4 protein-coding genes and 1 pseudogene are annotated in these 4939 nt (G+C 71.5%); 1 reads left to right on the forward strand and 4 read right to left on the reverse strand.

The window, feature by feature from the left end; translation table 11 throughout:
* The first annotated feature begins 239 nt into the window (after positions 1–239).
* On the forward strand, positions 240–443 hold the full coding sequence (locus ACIQOV_RS27485; protein WP_359907422.1) for a cold-shock protein: 204 nt from the start codon (positions 240–242) through the stop codon (positions 441–443).
* Positions 444–550: 107 nt separating this feature from the next.
* Here the strand turns inward: ACIQOV_RS27485 and ACIQOV_RS27490 are convergent, their stop codons facing one another.
* From ACIQOV_RS27490 to ACIQOV_RS27505, 4 genes and pseudogenes are all read right to left on the reverse strand, one after another.
* Complete coding sequence (locus ACIQOV_RS27490) at positions 551–3217, reverse strand: TIM-barrel domain-containing protein (RefSeq protein ID WP_401052961.1); 2667 nt, start codon at positions 3215–3217, stop codon at positions 551–553.
* Positions 3218–3349: 132 nt separating this feature from the next.
* A pseudogene (locus ACIQOV_RS27495) lies at positions 3350–3673 on the reverse strand (SIS domain-containing protein); the annotation flags it as partial.
* Positions 3670–3828, reverse strand: a complete 159-nt coding sequence (locus tag ACIQOV_RS27500) for a hypothetical protein (RefSeq protein ID WP_401052967.1) — start codon at positions 3826–3828, stop codon at positions 3670–3672. The pseudogene ACIQOV_RS27495 and the gene ACIQOV_RS27500, both read right to left, overlap by 4 nt.
* Before the next feature lie 231 nt (positions 3829–4059).
* A complete protein-coding gene (locus tag ACIQOV_RS27505; protein WP_401052964.1) occupies positions 4060–4818 on the reverse strand; it encodes a DeoR/GlpR family DNA-binding transcription regulator in 759 nt (252 codons plus the stop codon).
* Positions 4819–4939 lie beyond the last annotated feature (121 nt).

Consider the following 4939-nt stretch of genomic DNA (forward strand, 5'->3'; position numbering starts at 1 on the left):
GGGTGAGGGGGCACGCCCGGGAGGGTGAGGCGAAAATATTCGCGTGGTTATCCGCCGTGGCGGCCCGACGTCTGCTACGGTTGTTTTAGTTGCAGTTGTGGTTCCCATGAACTTTGTGTGCGCCTGCTCTTCGCAGGCGCATTTTTTGTTTCCCGGCTCTTTCCCGGAGGGTTCTCATCGCGGCGACTCGAAAGTCTGCATGGTGCAGGCTTCGGACAGTCTCTCGAAGGAGATTTCTCATGGCTACTGGCACCGTGAAGTGGTTCAACGCGGAAAAGGGCTTCGGCTTCATCGCGCAGGAGGGTGGCGGCGCGGACGTGTTCGCCCACTACTCGAACATCGTTGCCCAGGGCTTCCGCGAGCTCGTTGAGGGCCAGAAGGTCGAGTTCGACGTCACGCAGGGCCAGAAGGGCCCGCAGGCCGAGAACATCCGCCCGCTGTAGTCCTCTGCCCTGGCTTTCGCCCGGCAGGAAAAGGGGCCCGTACCGTGCGTCGCGCACGGTACGGGCCCCTTGCCGTACCGGGGTGGAAGCCCCTCGCCGCCGGGCGGTCAGTTGCCGCCGTGGACCAGGTTGAGCGAGAAGCCGTCGCCGGTGGGGACGGACGGCGTCCGGACCGTCGTCACCCCGGTCGCGGCGTCGTAGTACCAGCCCGAGCCGGCCGCGTCGAGCGCGGCCGCCGAGTCCAGCCGGGGCAGCGGGCCCGCGTCGCCGGCCACCAGGCGCGGGGCGGGGCGGCCGTGCACGGTGAGGCGGTACGACCGCTGGGCCGGCTTGCCGGCGTAGTCGCCCTCGCTGGCGCCGATGCGGACGTTGGTCACGGCGCGGTTGGTGTGCACGTCCACCTGCTGGGTGGCCGAGGAGCCGGCGGTGAACTGCCGGGTGACGCCGTCGTCCTCGTACAGGGTGTAGGAGGAGTCGCCCGCGGCCTGCGGGTAGAGGTCGTAGTCGAGCTCGGAGCGGTCCCGGTTCTCCCAGGACAGCGTGCCCTTGGGCCACATCGGGACGATCGCGCCGCCGCGGACGAACAGCGGCAGGGTGTCGAGCGGGGCGGAGTAGCCGTTGACCGTGGTCGGGCCCTGGTAGGTGCGGCCGGTCCAGTAGTCGGTCCAGGTGCCCTCGGGCAGGTAGATGCCGTCGCGCACGGTGGTGTCCGAGTAGACCGGCGCGACCAGGAAGTCGGGCCCGGCCAGGAACTCGTACGTGGCGTTCGGGCCGAGGGCGTTCGGGTCGTGCGGGTACTCCAGGGCCAGCGGGCGGACCGCGCCGACGCCGGTGCGGGTGGCCTCCGCGGAGAGGGTGTACATGTACGGCAGCAGCCGTTCCTTGAGCTGCAGGTACTTGCGGTTGATCGAGGTGTAGGGCTCGCCGTCCAGCCAGGGCTGCTGGTCCCGCTGCTGCTTGCCCGTCATGTCCCGGGCCCAGCCGTCCATGGTCATGATCGCCGGGAGGAAGGCCTTCCACTGCAGGTCGCGGGCGTACATCTTGGGGTCCCGGCGGTAGATCGAGCCGACGTCGCCGGTGTTGTAGGCGATGCCGGACATGGTGGCGCCGGCATAGGTCGGGATCTGCCAGCGGATGTAGTCCCAGGACAGGCTCTGGTCACCGCTCCACAGCACGCCGCAGCGCTGCGCGCCGGCCCAGGAGACCGGCAGCCAGACGAAGCCGCGGGCGTCGCTGTTGTCCTCGATGCCGGCCTTGGCCTGGTCGCAGGCGTTCAGCGCGAAGTCGTAGCCGTTGCCGACCCAGGCCACGTCGAGTTTGCGCACCCGCACGCCGGCCTTGACCTCCTCGGCCTGGTTGGGCAGGCCGTTCTGGGTCCACAGGCCGAGCTGGGCGTGGTCCTTGCGCAGGCCCGTGCCGGTCTGCGGCAGGTTCTCGTAGCCGCAGCCGTAGCCGTCGTTGACCAGCATCCAGCCCAGCGGCATCTGGTTGTCCACGTAGCCGTCGGCGACCTTCAGCGCGTCCAGGGTGTGGCGCTCGCCGCGGTTGGCGTTGTGCAGGTAGCAGTCGGAGTCGCCGGGCTCCAGCCCGTAGACGGGCGGCATGAAGGGCTTGCCGACCAGGTCGGTGTACCGGCCGATCACCGCCTTGACGTCACCGGTGAAGTAGTAGGCGTCCAGGCGGCGTTCCTGCTGCCCGGTGCGGACGGGCGAGCCGAAGTCGTAGATCCCGGGCGTGAAGGTGTTGCGGAAGACGCCGTAGCCGGCGGAGGAGACGTAGAAGGGCTGGGAGTTGTTCCAGCCGCCCTCGTTCCAGTCGGTGCTGTTGGCGACGTGGACGGTCCGGTCGCGGTGCGAGAAGGAGCCGTTCTGCTCGCCGCCGCCGAAGAACTGCTCGTCCGCGCCGCGCACCAGGCTCTGCCGCAGTCCGCCGGTGCTCCAGCGCAGTGGGGCGCTCTCCTGCCAGAGGGCGGTGCGGTCGTCCGACGTGTACAGGCCGAACCGCAGCGGGTGCTTGTAGACCCGCAGGACCAGGCCCTTGGAGCGGATGCCGTAGTACGCCCCGGCGTCGAAGGTGCTGGTGTCCCGCTGCGGCTCGGGCTGCGTGCGGACGATCGTGCTGCCCGCCGGATCGGTGAGGACGCCGTCCGGGGCGGCGCGCAGGCGCAGCTGGTCGTCGGCGAGGAAGTCGACCCGGGCCTTCAGGGTGCCCGCGGAGATGTCGTAGCTGCCCTGGGAGCCGCCGAAGCCGGTCAGGTCGCCGGCGTCGGCGGTCTGCGGCAGGTAGGCGGTGCCGGTGTAGGAGCCGCCGTGGACGTCGTAGGGGACCACCAGGACGCGGTAAGTGCCCGAGGCCTTCGGGATCACCGTGGCCTCCGGGTCGGCGGTGCCCGCGCTGCTGGCCACCTGCTTGCCGGTGGCGTCGTAGATGTAGAGGTCGAAGTCGTCGGTGCGGTTCTGCCAGCGGACGGACACCGGGACGCCGCCCTCCGGATTGTCGTCCCAGTAGCCGGCCGGCACGTTCACGGTGAGGTCGAAGTGGTCGCAGACCGTGCCGCCCGGGTCCTGCGCGGCCGGGGGGCAGCTGCCGGGGTCGCCGAGGGTGCCCTTGGCGTACTGCGGGCTCTGCCAGGTGACGCTCTGGTGGCCCTGGTCGAGGACGGCGGAGCCGGGGGTCGCGGCCCGGGCGGGGAGGACGGGCCCGGCCAGGGCGGGGAGGACGGCCAGGGCCGCGGTGAGGGCGGCCCGGCGGAGGTGGGGCCGGAGCAGGCGCACGGTGGTGTCTCCGTTCGACGGTGAAGAGGTGGGCGGTCAGGACCTGCCGGACGCGCCCGGGCGGGCGATCGGGCGCGGTGGTGAGGGCACGCGGTGGTGAGGGCACGCGGTGGTGAGGGCGAACGGCGCCGGTCAGGGACGGCGCCGGTCCCCGAGGACGACGGACCGGGTGAGGTGCCGCGGCCGGTCCGGGTCGCAGCCCCGCGACTCGGCCACCGCGACGGCCAGCCGCTGGGCCCGGACGAGGTCGGCCAGCGGGTCCAGGGCGCCGTCCGTTCCACCGGATCCGGCGACCAGGAGGGCGCCGGCCCGGGTGATGTCCTCGGCGAGCCCGGCGGCCGGCGCGCCGAACACCCAGGCCACCCGGCCCGGTTCGGCGATGCTGATCGGCCCGTGCCGGTACTCCATCGCCGGGTACGCCGCGGTCCGGGCGCCCGCCGCCTCGCGCCGTTTCAGCTGGACTCCTTGTCGCCGTAGTCGGCGGCGACCAGTTTGAGCGTCACCTTGCCGTCGGCGTCGGTGCCGCCGCCGCTGCCATCGCTGCCGCAGGAGGTGAGGGCGAGGGCGCCGAGGGCGCACACCGTGAGGAGGGCCGGCACACGTTTGTCCACCGCAGTTACCGCCTTCGTATGCGCTTGATGAGTGATCGGAGATGCTTGATACACGCTGATTCTGCGCAGATGCGAAAGAGCTTCCTGTGTTAGTGAGTTCATGTCAACCGTTGCGGCGACAGAAACGCCCGGCCGGGAGGCCCGGCCGGGCGTTGCATGAGCAGGTGCGGGATCCGGGCCTGCGGGGTCCGGACTTTCGGGACCCGGGTCCGTGAGGCCGGCGGCCCGGCGTCAGGCGCGCAGGACCCGTACCCCGTCGGCGGCGATCGCCTCCTCCTGCTCCGCCGTGGCCTCGGCGTCGGTGACCAGGTCGTGGACCTCGGAGAGCGGGCAGATCCGGGCGAAGGTGATCCGGCCGATCTTGCTGCTGTCGGCCAGGACGACCGACCGCGCGCTGCTGCGCAGGAACGCGCGGTCGGTCTGGGCCTCCATCTCGTCGTGCGTGGTGCAGCCCTCCTGGGGGGTCAGGCCGTCCACGCCGATGAACGCGATGTCGAGGTGGTACTGGGCGAGCATCCGGTCGGCGGCCGGCCCCACCAGTTCGTAGCTGGTGGTCCGGGCGATGCCGCCGACCACCACCAGGCGGATGTCCGGCCGGACGATCAGGTCGGCCGCGATGTTGACGGCGTTGGTCACGATGGTGATCCCGCCGCGTTCGGCCAGGACGCGGGCCAGCTCGCTGGTCGTGGTGCCGCCGGTCAGGCCGACCACCGCGCCGTCGGGCACCAACCGGTCGGCCGCCAGGGCGATCCGGCGCTTCTCCGCCTGCCGCGTGCCGTGCTTGTGGCGCAGCGGCAGTTCGAGGTTGACGGCGCCGGTGACCGCCCCGCCGCGGGTGCGGTGCAGCAGGCCCTGGTCGTGGAGTTCCTGCAGGTCCCGGCGGACGGTGGCCGCCGACACCCGCAGGAGCCCGGCCAGCTCGTGCACGTCGGCACTGCCCGTCTCGGTGAGGTGCGTGAGGATCCGGGAGGTGCGGTCAGCTTTGAGCATGGCGGAAGTCTAGTGCCGTTCGTGCGAGGGACGATCTTTGCGCGGAGCTGCGTGGAACCGCTCGGAGGCCGGGGCACGGGCTGCGCCGGCGGACTCCTTGGCATCGGCAGCGGCGAAGTAC

The organism is Kitasatospora sp. NPDC091257, assembly GCF_044757675.1.
Taxonomy (GTDB): domain Bacteria; phylum Actinomycetota; class Actinomycetes; order Streptomycetales; family Streptomycetaceae; genus Kitasatospora; species Kitasatospora lactacystinica.

Excerpts from the sequence above, each read along its gene's own strand:
- ACIQOV_RS27505 (WP_401052964.1), bottom strand. The coding sequence starts at position 4,818 with ATGCTCAAAGCTGACCGCACCTCCCGGATCCTCACGCACCTCACCGAG.
- ACIQOV_RS27485 (WP_359907422.1), top strand. The coding sequence starts at position 240 with ATGGCTACTGGCACCGTGAAGTGGTTCAACGCGGAAAAGGGCTTCGGC.